The sequence below is a fragment of the Hymenobacter glacieicola genome (genome assembly GCF_014640315.1).
In the GTDB taxonomy this organism is placed as follows: Bacteria; Bacteroidota; Bacteroidia; order Cytophagales; family Hymenobacteraceae; genus Hymenobacter; species Hymenobacter glacieicola.
Window position 1 is genome coordinate 1 of record NZ_BMGS01000023.1, and the last position, 3764, is coordinate 3764.

Sequence of the window (3764 nt, forward strand, 5' to 3'; positions counted from 1 at the left end):
GCTGACTGATGCCGAGCACGTCCGCCTGAACCGGGAGGCCGAGCAATTCAACCGTAGCCAGGGTGAGGTGCTGCGGGCCGTGTGGCTGAGCCAGGACACGGCCACACGGCTACCGGCCCCGCGCACGCCCGAGCAAGCGCGGGAGCTGGCCCAACTCGCCGGCATGGCGGCCAACCTGAACCAGCTCACCAAGCAGGGCCACCAGGGCCAGGATATCCGGGCCGCCGTGGTGGTCGTTCTCCGGCAGATGCACGCCTTGCTGAACACCCTAGCCCCCGATGCGACATGATAGGGAAAGTGAAGGTAAACAAGAGTTTTCCGGCTATGTGCCAGTACGTACTGCAGGAAAAGCACCCCGAACAGGGAGCCGAGGTGATTGCCGCGCACGGAGTACGGACGGACAGCGCCGCCCACATGGCCCAGGACTTTGACGCGGTGCGGGCCATGCGGCCCGGACTGGGAAAGGCCGTTTTGCACGTGGCCCTGGCTTTTCCGGCCGAAGAGCAAGTAAAATTAGATAATACCGTGATGGGCCGCATTGCCCAGGACTACCTACGGGGAATGCGCATTGACCCGGAGAACACGCAATGGGCCGTGGTGCGCCACCACGACAAAGCCCACCCGCACATGCACCTGGTGGTAAACCGGGTAGACCTGGACGGGCAGACCATCAGCGACCAGTTCAGCCGGTCGCGCAGCGTGGAGGCGTGCAAGCGCATCGAGGCCGAGTACGGGTTGATTGTGGCCGACCAGGTGGGCCGCAAGCAGGCGCGGGAAATCGGCCCGACCCCGGCCCAGGCGAAAGCCAGCAGCCCGCACGAGCAGCAGTCGGCCGACTGGAGCCGAGCCCGGCACGACATCGGGCGGGCGCTGAGCTACACGGCCAGGCAGGTGCGGAGCTTCGACGAGCTGGGGGCTGAGCTGGGCAAGCGGGGCATCGGGCTGGAGCTGACCCGGCGCAAGGACGGCAGCCCGGCCGGGGTGGTGTTCACGCACGAGGGCCACCGGGTGAAGGGTAGCCAGGTAGGCCGCGAATACAGCGCCGGTAATCTGCAAGCGGGCTTTGACCGACCCAGGGTGCAGGAACAGACCCAATCTCAGGGCCAGCAGCCCGCAGCAGGGCTAAAACAAGCCGCTGACGCCTACGCCCTGGCTAAGCTGGCCGCGGCCTACGCTAAGCTCTCCCAGGGCCAACAGCGGGGGCAAACACCCGATAGGGAGCAGGATAAGGGCCTGAGCATAGGATAACACGACACCATTTCACACGAACAGAAGCAATGCAAGAACTTTTTGACGACATCAACGCCATCCGCAAGGGCATTGAGGCCTTATACAAGCGGGTGCAGGAGCAGGGCCAGCCCGTGAGCCAGGCCCAGGTAGCGCAGCTCCTGCAGGAGGCCAGCAAGGCTCCCACGTTTACCATTGACTACAAGGGGGTAGCCGCGCGCATCCAGCCGCACCTAACCACCCCGGAACAGGTCGAAAATACGCTCACTACGGGCACTAAGCAGCTTGAACAAGTCGTCAGCCGGATACCCAAGGAAGTGCCCGTAGTGGGCCAGGTATGGGGTTTTACGGATTGGCGGCTGCTGCTAGGGGTGGTTGTGCTCGTGCTAGGGCTGACGGTGGCCACCGTGTATGCCTGGCAGGCAAAGAGCGAACGGGACAAGCATGACCAACAGGTAACTAACATTGCCATAGCCTACCGGGATTCCTTGCGCCAAGAGCGGAGCCAGCACGATTGGCTGATAACGGGCTATTTACGGCTAAACAAGGCTAACCCAGCTCTAACGCGCAAGACCTTCCACCGCCCCACTAAGTAGTTTTTCCCTACCGCCCCAATCGAAAGGGGGGTACCGGCAAATTGTCGGTACCCCCTTTCTGTTGCAGTAGGTGTGAAGCAGGAAGTGTACCCGCCCTGTCAGTCCCACACACCTGTAAGGACTGACAGAGCAAAGCTACACATCTTAAAAAACCCGGCCTTGTGGGTGGGATAGTTCAATTTCTTAACTGTGCAGAAAGAGGGTATTTATAATCTGCAATTGAGTATTCAGGAATCCTAAGAGCATTCACATTCAAACACACCCACGAGAGTAGCAAAGCAAGCCAAACGGTGCGGTTATGAAAGAGTAAGAAGTATAAGTATATAAGTTATTGATTAACAATGTTTTATTTTTCAAACGTGTTCAATGGTATTGAACATAGGTGTTCAATAGCTACTGAACACGTTTGATACAATTAGCTTAAAATTTTGAACATGATGTAAAGATAATTTGGAATTTTGTTTTACGTTTGCAACAACAATGCACACTCATATTGAACACTAAAACATGGCCCACGAGAAGAATATCATCGACCCTGAAACCGGGGAAGTAACCAAGGTGAATAGTGGTTTTGTCCAATTATACGAAGACAAGATTCCGCTTGTAATTGAAATAATGGCTGAGAATCAGTCAGCCGGAAAAGTTCTTCTCTGGTTATTTCAGCATATGGATAACCGGAATGCTCTTGTAGTCAGTCAAATGGCGTTGGGAGAGGCACTAGGGATGAGCAGAACTACTGTCCATTATGCAGTTACTCATCTGAAGAATAAAAAAGCGTTAGCCGTATTCAAATCAGGTAGTACTAATATCTATGCTGTTAATTCACAAATAGCTTGGAAATCAGATGCTAACGGTAAGCGTTACGCCTTATTCGATGCAGCAGTCTACATTTCCGAGGCCGAGCAGGATAAGCCCTTGTTCAGCACCCAACTTGTAGGCCATGCCCAGCCGAAGAAAAGAGCACAAAAACGCATAAAAAACAGCGAAAACGGGTCAATTTAGGCCGTTTTGGGCGGTTGGTAGCCTAGTAGCACCAGGTAGGGATAGTAGTCTTCCGGCCCTACATAGCGCAGGGTAACGTGTGCCTGAGCGGCCGCGAACCGGGAAAGGGTTCCCGGTGGGCGACCAGCAGCCCGGTCGAGAGCTGAACAGTTGATATACTTTAACCGCTCTGGAGTAAGCCAGGAGCGCAGGTGGTCTATATTTTCTTGATTCACGGGCATACCCAAAAGTGGGCGATTATTAATTATACAAAACTATGGTAAATTATACATGATTATGTATAATTGTGAAACTATTCATTCATCGTATATGGCACAGAATCACACGTTTTTCCGCTACAGCCTAGTTCCTCAATTCGGGCAAGGCTTTAATAATTGCCAAACTAGGCCGACTGGGAACGACATACATCCACAATTTCGGCACCCTCGATGTCTGAAAAGAAATTGTACTCTATCCGCTTCTACGCAGACGGACCGGATGGTAAAACAGATAATAAGCTGTTCAACTACTCGGTGTACCAAGGAGGGCACGCGGCCGATTTACTGCTGCGCTTCTTACGCAAAGGGTTCCGGATAAAGTCGGTGTACCTGATTCACCCATATGAGACAGCCCAGCTTGGGGACCGGGTTCCGCCGACGTGGATAGAGGTGCTGAGTTGGGGTGAGCAGAAGCAGGCCCACTCCATACGTCAGCAGATGGAGTACCGATGGCCGGAACTGGACGAGGACGAGTAGGTGCGGGTAAGAAGATGAACTATGCTCCCCACAGGCCAGGGCTTTTTAAGATGATGGGGGGAAATGTGAGGGAAAAGTAAGAGTGCCAGACGTAGGGGCAGTGGGGGAAAAAGGTGTAGCTTAATGGTCCGAAAGAACGATACGGAACGATACGCAAGATGTGTTTTCCGAATCGCGCTTCGCGAAATTCGGAAAACCCGTTCGC

The 3764-nt window shown here is 54.4% G+C and carries 5 protein-coding genes; all 5 read left to right on the top strand.

Features of this window, described 5'->3' with window-relative positions; translation table 11 throughout:
• On the top strand, positions 1-289 hold a 289-nt coding region (gene mobC / locus IEW18_RS21490; protein WP_188559953.1), incomplete at its 5' end, for a plasmid mobilization relaxosome protein MobC.
• A 35-nt stretch (positions 290-324) separates the two neighbouring features.
• Positions 325-1248: a relaxase/mobilization nuclease domain-containing protein gene (locus tag IEW18_RS21495; RefSeq protein WP_229728904.1), complete on the top strand. Its 924-nt coding sequence runs from the start codon at positions 325-327 to the stop codon at positions 1246-1248.
• Positions 1249-1277: 29 nt separating this feature from the next.
• Positions 1278-1823: a hypothetical protein gene (locus IEW18_RS21500; protein ID WP_110980638.1), complete on the top strand. Its 546-nt coding sequence runs from the start codon at positions 1278-1280 to the stop codon at positions 1821-1823.
• Between the two features lie 507 nt (positions 1824-2330).
• Positions 2331-2825: a replication/maintenance protein RepL gene (locus tag IEW18_RS21505; RefSeq protein ID WP_110980639.1), complete on the top strand. Its 495-nt coding sequence runs from the start codon at positions 2331-2333 to the stop codon at positions 2823-2825.
• A 428-nt stretch (positions 2826-3253) separates the two neighbouring features.
• Positions 3254-3559 (top strand): hypothetical protein, encoded by a 306-nt coding sequence (locus tag IEW18_RS21510; protein WP_110980641.1) that lies wholly within the window; start codon positions 3254-3256, stop codon positions 3557-3559.
• Positions 3560-3764 lie beyond the last annotated feature (205 nt).

Bases quoted from the DNA above. Each gene is read 5' to 3' on its own strand.
- IEW18_RS21495 (WP_229728904.1), top strand. From the start codon at position 325: ATGTGCCAGTACGTACTGCAGGAAAAGCACCCCGAACAGGGAGCCGAG.
- IEW18_RS21500 (WP_110980638.1), top strand. From the start codon at position 1,278: ATGCAAGAACTTTTTGACGACATCAACGCCATCCGCAAGGGCATTGAG.
- IEW18_RS21505 (WP_110980639.1), top strand. From the start codon at position 2,331: ATGGCCCACGAGAAGAATATCATCGACCCTGAAACCGGGGAAGTAACC.
- IEW18_RS21510 (WP_110980641.1), top strand. From the start codon at position 3,254: ATGTCTGAAAAGAAATTGTACTCTATCCGCTTCTACGCAGACGGACCG.